General features: G+C 58.3%; 13 protein-coding genes and 1 tRNA gene. 8 read left to right on the top strand and 6 right to left on the bottom strand.

The features are described from left to right. Positions 1-139: 139 nt before the first annotated feature. Positions 140-1018: an excalibur calcium-binding domain-containing protein gene (locus AS189_RS00565; protein WP_237759939.1), complete on the top strand. Its 879-nt coding sequence runs from the start codon at positions 140-142 to the stop codon at positions 1016-1018. A gap of 81 nt (positions 1019-1099) precedes the next feature. Here the strand turns inward: AS189_RS00565 and AS189_RS20170 are convergent, their stop codons facing one another. After that, a complete protein-coding gene (locus tag AS189_RS20170; protein WP_160320787.1) occupies positions 1100-1240 on the bottom strand; it encodes a hypothetical protein in 141 nt (46 codons plus the stop codon). A gap of 415 nt (positions 1241-1655) precedes the next feature. Further along, complete coding sequence (locus AS189_RS00560) at positions 1656-3407, bottom strand: IS1634 family transposase (protein WP_062292670.1); 1752 nt, start codon at positions 3405-3407, stop codon at positions 1656-1658. A 233-nt stretch (positions 3408-3640) separates the two neighbouring features. Here AS189_RS00560 and AS189_RS00555 point away from each other — a divergent pair, with 233 nt between their 5' ends. Continuing rightward, entirely contained in the window at positions 3641-3937 is a 297-nt protein-coding gene (locus AS189_RS00555) for a hypothetical protein (RefSeq protein WP_062285508.1), read from the top strand. Between the two features lie 87 nt (positions 3938-4024). On the opposite strand, the gene AS189_RS00550 is transcribed toward AS189_RS00555, so the two are convergent. Continuing rightward, the gene (locus AS189_RS00550; protein WP_082633913.1) at positions 4025-5251 is read right to left on the bottom strand and encodes a pentapeptide repeat-containing protein; all 1227 of its coding nucleotides are present in this window, start codon (positions 5249-5251) and stop codon (positions 4025-4027) included. Between the two features lie 442 nt (positions 5252-5693). Here AS189_RS00550 and AS189_RS00545 point away from each other — a divergent pair, with 442 nt between their 5' ends. The 3 genes from AS189_RS00545 to AS189_RS00535 all read left to right on the top strand — a co-directional run bounded on the left by AS189_RS00545 (position 5694) and on the right by AS189_RS00535 (position 13241). Then, on the top strand, positions 5694-6284 hold the full coding sequence (locus AS189_RS00545) for a recombinase family protein (RefSeq protein ID WP_062285503.1): 591 nt from the start codon (positions 5694-5696) through the stop codon (positions 6282-6284). Positions 6285-6706: 422 nt separating this feature from the next. Beyond that, positions 6707-11665 carry a DEAD/DEAH box helicase gene (locus AS189_RS00540; protein ID WP_237759938.1) on the top strand — a complete coding sequence of 1653 codons (4959 nt, stop codon included), beginning with the start codon at positions 6707-6709 and terminating at the stop codon, positions 11663-11665. A 307-nt stretch (positions 11666-11972) separates the two neighbouring features. After that, positions 11973-13241: a hypothetical protein gene (locus AS189_RS00535; protein ID WP_062285501.1), complete on the top strand. Its 1269-nt coding sequence runs from the start codon at positions 11973-11975 to the stop codon at positions 13239-13241. Between the two features lie 640 nt (positions 13242-13881). Here AS189_RS00535 and AS189_RS00530 read toward each other — a convergent pair. Next, a tRNA-Ser gene (locus AS189_RS00530) sits at positions 13882-13971 on the bottom strand. Between the two features lie 81 nt (positions 13972-14052). On the opposite strand from AS189_RS00530, the gene AS189_RS00525 reads away from it, so the two are divergent. Both AS189_RS00525 and AS189_RS00520 read left to right on the top strand, forming a co-directional pair. Further along, a complete protein-coding gene (locus AS189_RS00525) occupies positions 14053-15249 on the top strand; it encodes a DNA glycosylase AlkZ-like family protein (protein ID WP_237759937.1) in 1197 nt (398 codons plus the stop codon). After that, the gene (locus AS189_RS00520) at positions 15246-15737 is read left to right on the top strand and encodes a hypothetical protein (protein ID WP_237759936.1); all 492 of its coding nucleotides are present in this window, start codon (positions 15246-15248) and stop codon (positions 15735-15737) included. Before AS189_RS00525 ends, AS189_RS00520 begins: the two co-directional genes overlap by 4 nt. Positions 15738-15758: 21 nt before the next feature. Here AS189_RS00520 and tadA read toward each other — a convergent pair whose 3' ends face one another. Then, positions 15759-16256, bottom strand: a complete 498-nt coding sequence (tadA, locus tag AS189_RS00515; protein WP_424580952.1) for a tRNA adenosine(34) deaminase TadA — start codon at positions 16254-16256, stop codon at positions 15759-15761. Positions 16257-16278: 22 nt separating this feature from the next. On the opposite strand from tadA, the gene upp reads away from it, so the two are divergent. Further along, positions 16279-16917 carry a uracil phosphoribosyltransferase gene (gene upp, locus AS189_RS00510; protein WP_062285495.1) on the top strand — a complete coding sequence of 213 codons (639 nt, stop codon included), beginning with the start codon at positions 16279-16281 and terminating at the stop codon, positions 16915-16917. Between the two features lie 104 nt (positions 16918-17021). Here the strand turns inward: upp and AS189_RS00505 are convergent, their stop codons facing one another. Continuing rightward, positions 17022-17861, bottom strand: coding sequence for a formylglycine-generating enzyme family protein (locus AS189_RS00505; protein WP_062285493.1), 840 nt, complete (start codon positions 17859-17861; stop codon positions 17022-17024). Between the last annotated feature and the right edge of the window lie 21 nt (positions 17862-17882).

Raw genomic sequence — 17882 nt, 5'->3', positions numbered from 1 at the left:
CCCGAGGTTCACTGTATGGACCCTGTGTGTTCTCTGTGTACTTTTGTCCTAAGCTGGCCTCACATCTGTCCAGATGAATTTTTGTTATTGGAAATACTAGAGATCCGTTGAGGGCATTATGAGTGGCAATTTTTCTGTAATGAGCAATAAGAGTCGTTGGCGGCCATCAAAGTCCTTTTGGATTACGGTGGCGCTCTGGCTCCTGGTTTTGATTATTGCGTTGCCGTCAGCTGGATTCAGTGGCTGGCTGGTGCTCTTTGCGCTGTTCCTTGTTATTTCTGCACTCTATTCACTCATTACCGGCCGCCCATCCTGGCTGGGTCTCCCTCGCCGAAAAAGTGCCGGAGCCGCAGTTGGGGTAGGACTGGTGGCGTTGATTGCAGGCGGGATGATGCTGCCGGCCACTGAGCCAGCTCCCACGGCCATTGCTCCTTTTGCCGAGGTGAATGCTGCGGTGACAACCTCGGCAACTCCGTCACCCAGCCCAACTCCGCAGTACGTATTGCTTGAAAAATGCCTTGACGACGGCGAATCTGTCGTGGAGGGCTCGGAAACCTTTGTGTGCACACTCGATGATGCGGACGTGCTGGTCTGGATGGGGGAGGGCGATTCGCAGAAGCTCGTAGCGCAGCGGGCTGAGGAGAAACGCGTTGAGGTGAAGCGCGTTGCCGATGAAAAAGCCGCAGCGCAGAAAGCCGCCAACGACAAAGCTGCCGCGCAAAAGGTTGCTGCCGAGAAGGCGGCTACTGAGAAAGCAGCAGCACAAGAGGCTGCCGCAGCGAAGGCCGCGGCGGCTGAAACTGCGCGTGTGGCTGCCGAACAGGCAGCCCAGAAGGCAGCCCAGCAGGCGGAACAGGAACAGGCCCCGGCGATTCAGCCCCTTGTTGAGGTGCCAGCTCCGTACTATGCCAACTGCGCCGAAGCCAAGGCTGCCGGTGTGGCACCCATCTACCAAAACCAGCCTGGCTACCGGGCCGGGTTGGATCGCGACAAAGATGGCATCGCCTGCGACAAGTAGTTCAAGGGTTGCTGCAACCACAGTAACCAAAAGACGCCCATCGGCATACCGATGGGCGTCTTTGTAAATCTGCTGTAGTTCTTAGAGACCGAACCAGATCAGCAGCGCGAAAAGAATGATTCCGCCACCAATTGTGTAAACGCCGATGACGGTGCCGGATCGGCTGCCGTGATCTTCGTTTTGCGTGTGTGACGCAGACTTGTTTTTAGCTTCGGTGCTCAATGGTTTCCTTTGTTCGACGGCCCCATGAACCCGGGCCGGGGATCATCGTTGCATTGGTGCCCCGCAGATGTGGTGCGCAACGAAAAAAGCTTGCCGACGAGGTCGGATACCCCAGCTTACCAATTTACTGTGTGGGGCTCCAAGCCACTGCCCTTGGATGGGCAAAGCAAAAACCCCCACCTCCCTTATAAACAAAGGGAAGCAGGGGCCTTGCAACTTGGCGGTGACGGTGGGATTTGAACCCATATCGCGTACATTGCGGTTACGCGGAAAAATGCATAAAACGTTGGTATTGCAGCCAAACATGGTCCATGTGCTCACGCTGTTTCACACCCTAAGCTGAAGTTACGCAGGTTATGACAGGAAGATCCCGGGTTTCCGGGGATCTTCCTGTCTTTGCGTTGGGGGTGTCTGGCTACTTTCTGTTGTTTTTGGTGTGGTCTCGGATGAGGTCTAGGGCTTGGTATTGGGTTGGGGTTGGTGTGGCGAGGAGTTCGAAGGTGCCGGTGGTGCCTGCCATGCTCATGGTGTTGCGGGTCCGTGTGGCGAGGTGGCGCAGCAGGCCTTGGTAGGTGTACGCGGGCATGCCGTCAGCGAGTTGTTGGGTGCTGGCCTTACGCGCGGCGGCGGTGGAGCGGTTCACGGCGGCGACGGGTTCTTCGGGTATGGGCCGGTCCTCATCGGTAAACGTCAGGGGTTTCAGGGCGTCCCGGAGGTGCCAGGTCAGGTGTCCGGCGAGCATGCACAAAAACACGTGGGACCGGGTTCGTTCCTCGGTGTGGTGGTAGATCGGGCGGATGTGCAGGTCCCTGGATTTCAGGGACTTGAAGATCTTCTCCACGTTCGCCAATGACTTGTAAACCCTTACCGCCTCGGCAGCATCCATGGAGTCCTCGGTGACGTTGGTGCGGATGACGTAGATCCCGTCCAACTCGGCTTCGGTGGCGATGCTGTCCGGGTCCCGGACCCAGGTGAAGGAGGTGTTCGTGATGGTCAGGGTGAAGTGTTTGGCCATGTTGTTTTTCCCCAGCGTTTTCCCGACCCGCAGCCCGGTCTTGCCAGCGTCCTTGAGCCGGCCTGCAGTCACGGCTTTTTGGATGGTTTTCAACCGCTCTTCGGTGGCATCGAGCAGCTCTGCACGCTTGTGCTTGCGCATCCTGGCCAGTGGAGGGTTGTAGCAGGCGATCAGGCGTTCCCCAGGGTAGTCCGGGTGGCTGATCTCGGCGAGGTTCTGCTGATCGAACAGGCTCATCTGCAACGGTCCTTGGTCTGCAGCGAGTTCCTGAATCGCGGTGTTGCGCAGGGCGCTGACCCACCCCAGCGTGGTGTCTTTCAAAGCTTCGATGCGGGCGGAGGTGATCATGCCGCGGTCCCCGACCATGACCATGTCCTGGACTCCTGCGAGGTCTTGGATTTCGGCGGCAATCGCGATGAACGCGGTCGGATCCGCCGTGTTGCCGGGGAAGACCCGCACAGCAATTGGGACCCCTGCCCGGTTGGCCAGCATGCCGTATTCGATCTGTTCCACACCCCGCTTTTTATCCCTCGAGTACCCGAACGCGGCCAAAGGGTTGTGGGTGCCCGTCACCCAGGACGATGAGAGGTCGAACAGTGCTAGTTTGTCCGGGTTGACCTCGGGGCGCAGGTACGCCCTCGCCAACGCTTTCTCGATCGTGGTTTGGCGGTTTCCGAGCCAGTCCATGGCCCGGTACAAATCATCGGTGCTTACCGGCCCCAGATCCTGGCCTAGGGTCGTGTCGGCGAAGAAGGACAGGGTGGCCAGCTTCGAGGACGGGGCGCAAATCCGTGCCGCCAACAACGCCATGACGATGTCGCGTTCCCGGCAGGCCGGGCCGAGCATCGCCTCAAACCCAAGCCCGCGGGCCATCGCATAGACGGCGTCGACATGACCGTGGGGCAGGGACCGCATAATCTTCAAGGCGGTGCCGGCCTCGACCATGGTCTTACCCGCCAAGGAGGCCCTCAACGTCTCCACGGCAGTGTCTGGCAACGCTGAGAGGTTCGCTAGGGTCTCGTGCTTGACCTTCCCGTCTTCCCGGAAGGAGGTGCGCAGCAGTACCGAACGGTACTCGACCTCGACCCCGGCTTTGTTTACCCGGCGGGCCCTGCTCACGGCTACATGCATCGCCGGTGCTGTCTTCGTCATGCCCATAGAATACGCCATGTTCTGAAGAAAGTGAAGGGTTTTCCCAAGAATTTAGTGGCTACAAATATTGGTACAAAAATGGCTCTTTCCCCGGATTCCAGAAGGAAAACGGGGAAAGGGCCTGCGTAACTTCAGTCTAGTGATTGCATTTCCGATGCCTATGGTGCGAAGTCATCACGGCGTGGACAGGAGCCCCGTAGCGAGCCACAATGGAACCAACGTGGAGGAAGAGCATGGCAACCATCCGAAGATACGACCCGTCCAATAAAAGTCAGATGATCAGGACCCTGCGCAGGGAGATCATGGCTGCACGGCTGAAGGTGGCGTTGGACAAGGAGCTCAAACGTGAAACCTCAGCAACGGTGAAAAGTCTTGCCGGAATGATCTTGCCGCCAGTCGTTAGGCAGAATTGTTACACCAGTGATGCTCAATCTGATTTCATTGCCCTGAAAGCCGCAGACATTCGAGCCGGCCGCCGCAGGACGATACCGGCCGACGAAGTACGACGCGACCTCGGCCTAGAGGATTGAGTAAAAGGGTTTAATGAATTTCCTGCCCAATCGAGTAGTGACCTGGATCTTAGGCAGGGAGGGAGGCGCTAAAACGGTCCTCTCTCGCTAGGTTAGAGCAGTGTTTCCTTCGACAGGCAGTCCTTTAATCTTGTCGATGCCCTTTGCATGCCGATATTTCAAGTACTCGCGCGTGATTTTGACCTCGTAGTTTTTGCCTGAGTTGGTTTGTCCCCACATTATGGCTCCGGTGAGATTTGCACCGGTGAGGTCCGCGCCGGTGAGGTACGTCCCGGTGAGATTTGCGCCGGTGAGGTCCGCGCCGGTGAGATTTGCGCCAGTGAGGTCCGCGCCGGTGAGGTTCGTCCCGGTGAGATTTGCGCCGGTGAGGTCCGCGCGGGTGAGGTCCGCGTCAGTCAGGTTCGCGCCGGTCACGTTTGCGTGGGTGAGGTACGCGTCAGTAAGGTTCGTGCCGGTCAGGTTCGTGCCGGTCAGGTTCGCGCGGGTGAGGTTCGCGCGGGTGAGGTTCGCGCCGTTGAGTAACGCGCCGGTCAGGTTTGCGTCATTGAATTTCGAGCCGTTGAGTAACGCTTTGGCCAGGTACGCGCCGGTGAGATCCGTGCCGTTGAGGGACGCGCCGTTGAGGTTCGCATAGGTGAGGTACGCGCGGGTGAGGTTTGCGTAAGCGAGGTCAGCGTGGGCGAGGTCAGCACTGTCTAGGGGTACGCGAGTGAGGTTCGTCCCGCGAAGGACGACGGTTTGTCTTGGGGGTGAGAGTTTAGTGATGCGGCCGACAACGGCCGCCACGGCAGTCGTATCCACTGAAACAGTCTCTGGTCCGGAACTCTCTACGACTGGGGATATGTCGAGCAGGTTGGCGCAGAGAACGTCCAGGATTGTTTGTCGATCCCGGAGTGAGTCTTGGGCGATGCGCTCCAAGGCGTAGATCCCTCCCAACCGGACCGATGTGGAGTCGTCGCCGAGTTGTTTGATGGCCTCGGTATATCGATTCGTCCAGTTCGCATCCTGATCCAGAATCTGTTTCTCTCGGTCCAGGTTGTGTTTCGCCAGTGTGATGAGAAGAGTGAAAACAGCGATAATGCCACCGACAGCAAACAGCACACCCTGCCGGGCGTTCGTGACAGCCGTGACATACTCGGCAACTGTAAGCGACAGGCCAGCGACTGGGTTTGGGTTGCTTTGCAGGGCCCAGCCGACCAGAAATTCTGGAATCCACCGTATAGCGGCGGCGGCGGCAACGATGAACACGACCGCAGCAACCGACCACGCGAGCGATTGCCAGGCTCGACGCCGAGGCATCACGTTCCTTTTCATACGTGCATCATGCCCTAAGATCGGGACTCGCAAGGAAAATGACCAGATCTAGTCACACAACTAGCTCAGCCAGGTCTTGACCCTGGTTCGCGTCCGGATGCTGCGAGTCTCCGGTTCCGGCTCAGCAAGTTCCGCCGTGCCCGCCCGCTTCTGTCTTTGAAGACGCTTCGCTTTTTTGGTTGCTGTCCTTCGGAATTTACGTGTCCGCTCCACCCTGTCTAGCCCCACCGTAGGCCACAGCTACGCAAGCTTCGCCAGCAACTAAAAACAACGGGGAAAGAGAAAAGTAGCTGGCAAGGTTATGCCGCCCGTTACCCCCAAGCTGGACAAGTCAGTGTCCAACAGGGTGTACCTGAGCGAACAGTCTGAATGGCCTCACAAACTATGTCAATCAGGGTCCATTACTGTTAAGATTGGACATAAGCGTAGGAGGGTCTTAGAGATGGTTGGACACAAAGGGCAAGTGGTTGGATACGTGCGGGTAAGCGCTGCCGATCAGAACGAGGCGCGGCAGCTCGAAGCACTTGGCGCAGTAGACAGGCTGTTCTCGGAAAAGGTTAGTGGTAAGAATACAGAAGACCGGGCCCAGCTCCAGGAGATGCTCGCTTACGTCCGTGACGGTGACAAGGTTCGCGTGAAGTCGCCAGACCGCCTGGCGCGTTCTACGACTGACCTACTTGCTCTCGCCGAGCGGCTCAAGACCAAGGGCGTCGCCCTAGAGTTCATCGACAATCCGGCTCTGAACACTGATACGCCACAGGGCCAGTTCATGTTGACGGTCCTCGCCGCCATCGCCCAGTTGGAGCGCCAGACCATCCGTGAGCGACAGGCCGAGGGAATTGCCATTGCCAGGAGGAGCGGAATCTACGACCGAGTTCCGAAGCTCACTCCGGAGCAGATCCAGCTGGCACGCGAGCGGATTGCTAAGGACGTGCCCAAAGCCAAGATAGCCCGGGATCTTGGGGTTTCGCGGCAGACGCTTTACGCGGCGCTAAATGCCAGCGGAAAGTATGCGCAGGTTCCAGCTCCCTGACATTACGTGCACGAGTTTTCTTTTAGGCGAGCACGCGGATGCGCCTAGACGAGCTGAATGATTTCTTCGCCGCGAAGGATCGGCGACCCCTCAGTAGAGGCAAACCAACAGAAGCGGCGCTCTACGAGTGGCCAGCCGAAAACGCCATACTCACCAAACTGGGGTACTCCTCCCCGCGAAAGTAGATGCGTTCGGCCAGATTTGGCCGGATTGGGCTGCACCAGAACAGGCCGCTTGCCAAGCTGGAAAGCACCCGGGTAGAGGGCTGGAGCGGCTGGCCTAGTCTCGTGGGTACCTGAGAGTGATTCTCCCGAAGCCGTCCTCGGTGAGCTCATAAGGCTGGCCCTATGTGAATCACACATAGAATCAGAGGAAGTCCCTTGGGGCTTCCTCCTTCATGTCCGCACCACCTTGGGGAAATTGTGACCACTACGTTTGATGAGCTACTTGGCACCTACCGCGATCTCTCAGATTCCGAGAGGATGAAGGGCAGCTACCTCGAGCAGCTAGTCGAGCAGTATCTGGAAAACGACGGTGTCCACGCCCCGCAGTACACAGATGTGTGGTTGTGGAAGGACTGGCCGAACCGCCCGGAAAACTTCACTAACAAGGACAACGGCATCGACCTAGTTGCCGCGCGTACCGATGGCGGTCTCACGGCAATCCAGGTGAAGTTCTACGCATCGGGTTACAAGATCCAGAAGAACGATATTGACTCGTTCCTTTCCGCGTCGTCAAAGCACCCGTTCACGAACGCTGTCGTCGTAGATACCACTGAGGGGGACTGGTCGAAGAATGCACTGGAGATGCTCGAGGACCGGCATGTGCCGGTCCAGCGGATCGGGCTGACTGACTTCCGGCATTCCAACATTGACTGGGCAACCTATGACCTGACTGCACCCACTACACCCAAACTCTTCGATAAGAAGGTACTGCGCCCGCATCAGCACAAGGCTGTCCAGGCGGCGTTGAAGGGCTTTGAGGACAATGACCGTGGCAAGCTGATCATGGCCTGCGGTACCGGAAAGACCTTCACATCGTTGAAGCTGGCTGAGCGGGTCGCCGAAGATTTGGGCCATGCCAGGATCCTGTTCATGGTCCCCTCCCTAGCGCTGATGTCACAATCATTGAAGGAATGGTCAGACGAGACCGAGCAGACCATGCACGCCTACGCGGTGTGCTCGGATAACAAGGTTGGCCGCGTCAAGGACACCGATCTGACAGACGTGGCGTTGCACGACCTGCAGATCCCTGCCACGACCGACGGCGCGCGCCTCATTGAGGCAATGAACTCGCGGACCCTTGATGAGGGCATGACCGTGGTGTTCTCGACCTACCAGTCGATCGACGCCGTCCGTGCTGCACAACAGGCCGGCCTGCCCGACTTCGATCTGATCATCTGCGATGAGGCCCACCGCACCACCGGCGCAACCCTAGCCGGCGACGGCGAATCGCACTTCGTGAAGATTCACGACAACCAATGGATCTCCGGCAACAAGCGCGTATACATGACCGCCACACCACGCATCTTCAACGACAACACTAAGGACGCCGCCAAGGAAAAGGACGCCGTCCTGTGTTCCATGGATGACCAGTCCATCTATGGACCCGTTTTTTACCGGATCGGCTTCGGTGAGGCCGTCGAACAGAAGCTCCTCACAGATTACAAGGTGTTGGTCCTTGGGGTTGATGAGACGCAAGTCCGGACCTCATTCCAGGACCAGTTGGCGGACAGTAACAGCGAGCTGAACATTGACGACATCGCCAAACTTGTGGGTGTATGGAACGGTTTGGCTAAGCGCAGGGCGGGTGAGTTCCAAGACGGCTTCGGCCAAGACTGGCAGCCCATGCGCCGAGCTGTTGCCTTCAACCGCTCCATCAAGGCCTCCCAGGTCATAGAAACCGAGTTCTCAGAGCTGGCGCGCGTTCACCTCACAGACCTCACCAATGACGACCCCACCGATGATCTGCGGGTCGAGGTCAAGCATATTGACGGTGGATTTAATGCCGTGCGACGCGGGGAGCGTCTCGACTGGCTGAAGGCCGAACCAGACGTCGCACTCGTTGACGACCGGACCGCACCCAAGGATGCCCAGGGCCGTTGGCCGAAGAAGGAACAACCGACCTGCCGCATCCTCACCAACGCCCGCTGCCTGACCGAGGGTGTTGACGTCCCTTCCCTAGATGCGGTGCTCTTCATGAACCCGCGCAACTCTATGGTCGATGTGATCCAAGCCGTCGGCCGTGTCATGCGCAACCACACCGATCCCGAGACGGGCGAGGTCAAGAAATTCGGGTACATCATCTTGCCGATCGCCATCCCCGAAGGCATGTCTACCTCGGAGGCGTTGAAGGACAACGCCCGTTACAAGGTCGTCTGGCAGGTACTCCAGGCATTGCGCGCGCACGATGAGCGAATGGACTCGTCCATCAACCAGATTGAACTGAACAATAAGGCGCCAGAATCCATCATCGTGGACAAGATTGATCTGTCGCCGAAGAAGCCTGGTCCTGTCATTGACCCGAACCCTACTCCCGATGTGGAACCGGGCCCCGGTCCGGTGGGGCCCGGCAAGCAGGAAACCCTGACCTTCCCGGTTGAAGAATGGAAGGACTCCGTCTACGCAAAGATCGTAGACAAGGTCGGCAACCGCATGTACTGGGAGGACTGGTCCAAAGACATAGCCTCCATCGCCAAGAAACATATCGGCTTGATCAACGATCTTCTGGCGGATACCGATTCGTCGCATCGGACCGCTTTCGACGGGTTCGTCAGCGGGCTCCGTGAGAACCTGAATCCTGAGATCGACGACGCCGAGGCAGTTGAAATGCTGGCCCAGCACTTGGTGACGAAACCGGTGTTTGACGCTATGTTCGCGGACTCCAACTTCACCGAGCACAACCCTGTCTCGCGTGCCATGCAGACCATCCTGGACCAGCTAGGGTCCAACGCCGTGTTCGAGAAGGAAAGCAAGGGCCTCGAGAAGTTCTATGAGTCGGTCCGGGCACGCGTCTCCAAGATCGACAACGCTGCAGCTAAGCAGGCCATCATCGTAGAGCTCTACGACAACTTCTTCCGCAAAGCCTTCCCTCGTGTCGCAGAGCGACTCGGAATCGTGTTCACCCCGGTGCCAGTAGTGGACTACATCCTGAGGTCTGCAGATGCAGCCTTGCGCCTGGAATTCGGGAAGTCGCTCTCCGATGAAGGGGTTTCCATTTTGGAACCGTTTGTCGGGACTGGCACGTTCCTGACACGGCTACTGCAGATCGGGCTCATTAAGCCGGAGGACTTGCACCGCAAGTACACCCAGGAGATGTTCGCCAACGAGATCGTTCTGCTGAGCTACTACATCGCAGCGATCAACATCGAGACTGTCTATTCAGAAGTTGCAACGGCTGCCGGTGCTGAGGAGGGGTATGTGCCGTTCGAAGGCATAGCGCTGACCGATACCTTCCAGCTGAATGAGACTGACGGCCAGCTAGAGGCTACGGGAATCTTCCCGGAGAACCACGCTCGCGTGGTCCGGCAGAAGAATCAAGACATCCGAGTCGTCGTCATGAACCCTCCGTACTCATCTGGGCAGACAAGTGCGAACGACGACAACCAAAATCTGAAGTATCCAGTGCTGGATGCCTCTATTGCAGATACCTACGCCAAACTGTCGACAGCCACACTGAAGAATAGTCTTTACGATTCCTACGTCCGAGGCATCCGCTGGGCCTCCAATCGTGTCAAGGAAAACGGTGTGATCGCTTTCGTCTCGAATGGCAGCTTTATTGACTTGCCCTCGGCAGAGGGAATCCGCAAGACATTCGCCTCAGAGTTCAGCCGTGTCTTCATTTATAACCTTCGGGGGAACGCTCGAACTTCGGGGGAGCAGCGAAGAAGAGAGGCCGGCAATGTCTTTGGTGATGGCGCCAGGACACCTATTGCCATTACCATCCTCATTAAGGACTCCTCGCACTCCGGGCCGACTAACATCCAGTACCGAGACATTGGGGATTACCTCACCCGGGAGCAAAAGCTCGACACTCTCGAGGTTGAGCGTTCCTTAGCGGGCACAGACTGGGAGCCTGTCGAACCCAATAGTGCCGGCGACTGGATAAATCACCGTGACGAGAACTACTCCACATTCCAGCCCATCGGAGACAAATCCACCAAGGGCAAGCCAGCAACGCTAGGCATGTTTGAAAACTACTCATCAGGACTTAAAACCAACCGCGACGCCTGGTGCTATAACTTCAAGCGGGAAGTTGTTGGTCTCAATATGGAACGATCCATCGAGTTCTATGACCAGCAAGTTCAAGAATTGCAGGCTGCGCTCATTCTTAACCCTGCAACCCGCGTCGAAGAATTTGTGACCTTTGACTCCACAAAATTCACGTGGGACCGGATCAACAAGACAGACGCACGGAGGGGCAAGCGAGGAACCTACGATTCAAGGAAACTTGTATCTGCAATGTACCGTCCTTTCACGAAGCAGGAGCTGTACTTTGACGCCAGTAACCAATTCAATAATTGCACCTATCAATTATCGAAACTGTTCCCCACTCCTGCTTTCCGCAACCTAGTCATTGCAACAACGGGTGCGGGTGCGCAGAAACCATTCAGCGGACTGATGACTGAGAATATCTTCGATCTGCATATGCAACACACTGGCCAGGGATTTCCTCTTTACACCTACGTGCCAATTCCCGAGGATGAGCTCGCGATCCCTGATGAGGGTGAGATCATTGTGGACGGCTACCGCCGTCGCGAGAACATCACCGATGCGACTCTGTCGGCCTACCGCGGCTTCTACGAGGACGCGGCCGCCACCAAGGAGGACATCTTCTACTACGTGTACGGCCTGCTGCACTCTCCGACCTACAAGGAGACCTACAAAGCTGACCTGATGAAGATGCTGCCGCGCATCCCGAAGGTCAAAGACTTCTGGGGGTTCAGCACTGCCGGCCGGGCCCTGGCTGACCTGCACCTGAACTATGAGACTCAGGCGCCAGCTGACCTAACTGAAGTGCGCAAGACTGAGCCGCCAGCCGACGCCGAGGCGCAGTACGACTATTACCGTGTGCAGAAACTCTCCTGGGGTGCACGCAAGGATCGTTCTCGGATCGTTTTCAATTCCGACATCACGTTGGAGGATATCCCGGCCGAGGTGTTGGACTACCAGGTCAACGGCAAGTCAGCCATTGAATGGATCATTGACCGCTACCAGGTGACGACTCACAAAGATTCCCAGATCGTCAACGACCCGAACGACTACTGCCGCGAGGTCGGCAATCCGCGGTACATCATTGACCTGATCAAGAGAATCGTCACAATCTCAGTGGAGACCAATAAGATCGTGGCTGGGCTGCCTGCGTTGGAGATCCTGGAGTAGGTGGAGGTCATAGCGCCGTCTGTGTCTCGCACCAACCTAGTGAGGTTGGGCGCTCCAAGCACCGTACGCCACGCTTCATCCAGTGGCACTTAGATATAGCGCTGACGCACCCGGGGCTTGTACTAGGCTTCGCGACCCTGGAGTTTGTCACCGCTCCAAGAGTGTTTTCCAGATCCAGGCCGGGCCGAAGGGCCCAAGTTGCGCCGAACCTTCCAAGTCGGCGTTGGTTCACGTTGGGGATTTACCCGCGATCACCGAAGCCGCACCACCCACACCCGCTCGAACCACCATACAAAAAGAGGCCACTATGAACGCTCCCGCATCTACGTCAGCACGAAAGGATGGAGTCGTCTACCTGACGCTCGAGGGTGATTCAGGCACGCTCGCTGTCGCTCCGGAGGATGCCGACCCGAACGAAACCTACTTGCATGAACTCTTCATTGGCCGTGAAGGCTCGATCGAGCGAATCGACCATGGGCCTCTCGTCAGTCCCTACGGTGACCTCAGCCATGTCACACTTTCAAGCCTCAGCGATGCTCTGAAGTTCAACCGGTGCTGTCAGGGCTCTCCTGAGCGCATCTACGTTGAAAAGAGCGATGGTCCGATAAACCACGATCTCTTGAACCTTGACGACGTTCATCTTGAGGTGGATGATTCTCAGGTCTCTGCAATCGTTACGCAACTTCACCCATCGCAGCCAGAGCTGTCAGAGGCCGAGTATGCCGAGTCGCTCGGAGGCGTCATGGAACGCTATGGCTGCAGGGTTGCCGGAGTTCGATATCTGACCTCAGACGGGACTACATTCGATGGTCTTGGATTCGACTATTCAGGACTTGGACTCGATCCGGAAGTTGAAGCCAGAGAGGCAGCCGAAAATGCAGAGATTATCCGCAATATGGTGCATAACGTTGAAGTCAGTCTAATCACAGATACCGATGCTCGGGCGACCAAACTTATTGACGCAGGACGAGCCCTTGCTGCCTACCTTGAAGCGCAGAAAGGCGGATCGCTGACCGCCGGAACGATTGTTGACTTGCTGCGTGGAGGGCATACAAAGCTGCTTCTGGGCCACAAAGAGAGCGCCTTCCTTGACGTCAAATCACAAAAATACAATGTGGGCGTGTCAGGCCAGCCCGGTGATCAGCAGAAGATCGAACTTGCTCAAGACGTGGCGCGGTTTGCTAATGGCAACCAGGATGCCGTTCTTGTGTTGGGCTATGAAGAAGGCAAGTCCGGACAAGACACAGTCATTAAGTGCATCAAAGAAATCAAGCTCGAAGGTTTCGATCCAGCGACGTACCTAAACATCCTTGACGCGAGGGTTGTACCAGCTGTCACGGGTCTCACAGTGGACAGTGTGGAGACAAGTCCCGGCAAGGGGATCATCTACATATTCGTTCCGGCTCAGCCTCCCGAGATGCAGCCGTACCTCGTGCACGGCGTCGTGGCCGAAGGGAAAGTTGAGGGTGCGTTCTTCAGCATTGTGCAAAGGAGAGGCGAGGGGTCAATCACAATTACAGCGAGTCAGATTCATGGCTATCTCGTGGCCGGAAAGGCGTTCCTCCAAGGTAAGTAGCCAGTTGCTAGCAGTTCTGATCAAGCCACGGATGGTCGCCCCCACGGAACTTGCGGCATTCCAACCAAACCAGTCTCAGCCAAAGCACACCATCTGCTCTCCTCAGGGTAAAGAGTTCGTGACCCGCTCAAAATCCACACCATAATGTCCCGGTGTAGCTCCGTCGAATGCTCTAGCGCTGTGCGTTCCAAGGGTGTCTCTTCCTGCCTGAACCCGGTCTTGTGCAAAAGAAGGGCAGCCTCCGCATTCCGGATCGTGCGGACCCGCCAGCCTCAACTTAGGGTAACTTCGGCGGCCCTGGACTCGTCTTTTCAGGTCCAGCCACCGGCCAGGGAGCGGGCAGAGACGGGGCTTTGTGGCAAAGTTCCACTAAGCCAGAGGAAACCGGCGGAAGTGAATCACCTTACACTCATGGATTGTGACGTAAATCTCATGTCTTTTAACGTAAATGCGGAGTTGTCGTCCGGCAAATTCATAAGGAAGCGGGGGAGCGCAAGCGGTGGTGTGGCGCACGTTCCAAGCGGAGGAGGCAGGCGTGTCACGGGAACTTCGTTACTGCTGCGTTACTGCGAGCCCAATTCAGGGCAAAGCAAAACCCCCACCTCCCTTATAAACAAAGGGAAGCAGGGGGCTTGCAACTTGGCGGTGACGGTGGGATTTGAACCCACGTCAGGCTCTCACCTGAACAACATTTCGAGTGTTGCACCTTCGGCCGCTCGGACACGTCACCAACGCGTCAACCTTACCGGGTCAAAGCCCAAGTGCAAAAATGGGCCTCTTCAGCCGATCATTAATAGGGCATGATGACCGTATGGACAGTGCAACGCAGCGTGCCTGGAACTGGCACAAACAAGGCCTGGACGGTTCCCTCACGGGCGCCACAGCCGCGGAAGTTCTCAGCACTGCCGGGTGGGCGCGCTCTATTGGCGGTGCTAATCCCTACCTGACGCTCTTCGCCCGCGCAGGCATCCGCCGCGAGCAGGCTGACGCGGACTTGGCTGCCTTGGCCATCTATGAACTTCCGACGGCGCGCGGCTGCACCTATGTCCTAGGGGAGAACGACTTCGCCTGGGCGCTGTCCCTTGGCCAGGGGGCAGCAGAGGCGACGGCGAAAGTCTTAGACAAGCTCGGCGTCGACCGTTCCGAGGTTCAGGCGCTCGCCGACAAGACCCTGCAGCTGCTCGAAAACGCCGATGTCCCGCTGGATCCGAAACAGCTCAAAGACCAGTTAGGCGATGCAGTGCGCAGCTTGGGGGAGGAAGGCAAGAAGAAGGGCGCCTCCACCACGCTGCCCACGGTCCTTGGGCTGCTGCAGGCTGACGGTCGCATCCGCCGCGTGCCCGTCAACGGCCGGCTCGATGTGCAGCGCTACGCCTACACGGCATGGGCCCTGCCAGCGCCGCGCGAATCGCCGGAACAGGCAAGAACCACGCTCATGGAAAACTACCTGCGCTGGACTGGTGGTGCCACGCTCAAGCAGACCCAGTGGTTTACGGCCTTCACCGTGGCTCAAAGCAAGGCTGCGCTCGCAGCCTTGGGTGCCGTGGAATCCACTGTGGTGGATCCGGACGGGCTGTGGATGCTTCCTGCGGATGCCGACGCTGCCGCGAATTTTGCACTACCCCAAGACGAACAAATTCAGCTGCTCGCCGGCTCCGATTCCTTGTTCCTGTTGCGCCGCAATTCAGCGGACCACGTCGCCGAAGAGGACAAGGGTCTGGGCATCGGCAAGGAAAAGCTGGCCCTGACCGCGGACCTGCCGGACCATCCCATCGTGGACCGCGGCCGGATCATTGGCCTGTGGCAGTACGATCCCGGCGCCGAACGCATCGCGTACTGGACCTTCCGGCCACCCACGGCGGCCGTGACGCAGCGCATTAAAGAGGTGGAGACCTTCATTCGCGAGGACCTTGGCGACTTCCGCTCCTTCAGCTTGGATTCGCCGTCGAGCAGGCAAAAGCGGATCGACGCCATCAACGCGGCGGCGGGCTACGAAAAGCAGGGATGACAGTGCGCACGGTGAGCATGATGTGGTCAGTGGCGGCGGCAACGGTGCTAGCCGGATCAAGTTTGGTCGCGTGCTCGCAGGTTGCGCAGATTGGCGGGTCACAGCCGTGCATGCCGCCGCCCTTTTCTCTGAGCGAAGAATCGACCAGCCCCGGTGGCAGCCTCACAGTTCAAGCCGAAGACGCTGACTGTGACCCGAGGTATGGCGAGAATGCCCAAATACACCTTGAGGTAGTGGACTCCTCCGGAGCGAAGATTGTGGAGCTCCAAGCCCCGATGAACGACGCCGGCGGGTTCAGTGCAAATCTGACGCTCCCCGAAACTGCCGCCCCCGGGCAGGCAACGGTCTCGGCTTATCCCTACAGTCTGGACTGGTGCGATGACACCGGGCGAAACAACCGGGTGGGTTCCCCGGAGCGTTTCGGCACACCCGAAATTCAGCGCGTCTCGTGTGTTATGCCTGCGGTGCCGCTGACAATCACGCCTTGACGTTGCGGCTTCGGCTGGCGGTTACAGACGGTGGCTGGCGAAGAAATCTTTCAGGAGCGCCGCGCATTCGTCCTCGCGCACACCCGGAAAAACTTCCACCCAATGGTTAAGGCGGCGTTCGCGCAGCACATCAAACACTGATCCGGCCGCGCCCGCCTTTTCATCCCAGGCCCCAAAGACCACCTTCGGAATTCGCGCCAGCACAATGGCTCCGGCGCACATGGCGCAGGGCTCCAGAGTCACCACGAGCGTGCAATCAGCCAGCCGCCATTCACCCAATTTCGCGGCAGCCTCACGGATTGCAACTACTTCGGCATGCGCCGTCGGATCTCCATGCGCTTCGCGTTCATTGCGCCCCAAACCTAGGATTTCCCCGTCGGGTCCAAGTACGACGGCGCCAATGGGCACATCCGCCGTGAGCAAGGCCCGCTGCGCTTCAGCAAGGGCAATACCCATCCATTGGGCGTGTATTGCCGTGGTAGTGGTCTCGATTCTTGGGATTTCTGGGGAATTGGACACGGCTCAATGGTAGCTTTTATTTATGCGCGTATTCGTTGCGGATCATCCGCTTATTGCCCACAAGTTGACTGTTCTTCGAGACAAGAACACACCGTCACCGATTTTTCGTCAGCTGACTGAAGAACTCGTGACGCTGCTGGCCTATGAGGCGACTCGTGAAGTGCGCGTGGAGCCAGTAAACATCGAGACTCCCGTGACCAAGGCCATTGGCACCGGCCTCGTCAAGCCGACTCCTCTGGTCGTACCGATTCTGCGCGCTGGCCTCGGCATGCTCGAAGGCATGACCCGCCTGCTGCCCACTGCCGAAGTTGGCTTCCTGGGCATGGCACGCAACGAGGAAACCCTCGAAGCCATCACCTACGCCGAGCGTCTTCCCGAAGACCTGACCGGCCGTCAGGTTTACGTGCTGGATCCCATGCTGGCTACTGGCGGTACCCTGATCGAGGCGTTCAAGTTCCTGTTTGACCGCGGCGCTGCTGACATCACCTGCATCTGCCTGCTCGCAGCACCGGAAGGCCTCGCCAAGCTCGAAGCCGCCCACGGCGACCGCGACAACGTTCACGTGGTTCTGGCCTCCATCGATGAGGGTCTGGACGAGAACTCCTACATTGTTCCGGGCCTCGGCGACGCTGGCGACCGCCTCTACGGCGTGGTGGACTAGTCTCCACTGGCCGGCTGCCCCCTCGTTTCAAGAAATGCCGCCGTTTCCGCTTTCTGCCAGGGTTTAAACCCTAGCGAAAAGCGGAAACGGCGGCATTTTTGTTCTCAGCGGCGCAGCGGGGTCCAGCCGATGGGCCGCGGGCCCGTGATGGCAGCCCTATTTCTGTCGGCGTCATCGGACCAGCCCTGAGCGGCCATTGCTCCTGGTGGGCCAACAGCGCCGCGGGCCACCCTGAATCCCACATCTTCCAGCACGGCATCCGGGGCGCTGCCTCGGCGGACCGACGCCCGGGCACTCCAAGGCCGATCATCCCAGCCTGCACCGCGCAAACTTCTGTAATCTCCGTAGCGGGCGGTGTCGGCATAATCCCAGCACCATTCCCAGACATTGCCAATCATGTCGAACAGCCCGAAGCTGTTGGGATCCTTGCCAGCTACAGCTTGTGGTCCCTGCACACCATCCAAAAACGTCCAGGCAATATCCGGCAATTCTCCGTACAAAGGTCCCGTTGTACCGGCCCGCGCGGCCCACTCCCATTCCGCTTCCGTTGGCAGCCGAATGCCGTCAGAGCTGACGTCCCACGCCACCTCGCGGCCAGTGACGGAGTAGGCGGGCGTGAGCCCGGCCAGTTCCGAGGCGGCGTTGCACCAGCGGACGGCGTCAAACCAGGTGAGGGGATGCATGGGGTGCCGATCGAGCCCTGGTGAGGGTCCGTCGTCGTCCGTGACAGGCGCAAGAGCGGCGTCAGAGACGTTCGACGCCGGACCCCTCACCAGATCCCACGTGCCGCAGGTGAGCTGGGTCGCAGCGAGGGTGAAGGGGCGCAACTCCACGTCACGCGTGACACCTGAGCGGGCGTCGCGCAACTGGACGGTGCCGCCGGGAATTGGCAGTAGCCCCAGTGCGGCCTGCAGCTCGTGCCGGGCAATAATGTCATCAGCCATGAGTCCGCCTTCCTTCAGCCG

Source organism: Arthrobacter alpinus (assembly GCF_001445575.1).
Classification (GTDB): domain Bacteria; phylum Actinomycetota; class Actinomycetes; order Actinomycetales; family Micrococcaceae; genus Specibacter; species Specibacter alpinus_C.
Note: the sequence above shows the minus strand (reverse complement) of the source record. Positions and strands in the feature narration are given on the sequence as shown.